This window comes from Achromobacter sp. SIMBA_011, assembly GCF_046535435.1.
GTDB lineage: Bacteria > Pseudomonadota > Gammaproteobacteria > Burkholderiales > Burkholderiaceae_B > Achromobacter > Achromobacter dolens.
Genome location: NZ_JAWRWN010001122.1, coordinates 1 through 241, shown reverse-complemented (window position 1 = coordinate 241; position 241 = coordinate 1). Strand labels below are relative to the sequence as shown.

The following is a 241-nucleotide window of genomic DNA, read 5'->3' as shown; positions in this document are numbered from 1 at the left end:
CACACCCTGGCCGTCTTTCAGCAGCTGGGTGGCGTTGCCGCAACCGACCACGGCCGGGATACCCAGCTCACGGGCGATGATCGCCGCGTGGCAGGTACGGCCGCCGCGGTTGGTAACGATGGCACTGGCGCGCTTCATCACCGGTTCCCAGTCCGGGTCGGTCATGTCGGACACCAGTACGTCGCCCGGCTGGACCTTGTCCATTTCCGATACGTCGTTGATCACGCGCACCTTGCCGGCG

Annotated in this window: 1 protein-coding gene; it reads right to left on the bottom strand. The window is 66.4% G+C overall.

From position 1 onward, the window contains the following. Nucleotides 1-241, bottom strand: a 241-nt coding sequence (locus SB816_RS34535) for a PEP-utilizing enzyme (RefSeq protein ID WP_410548564.1), incomplete at both ends; no start/stop codon positions are given.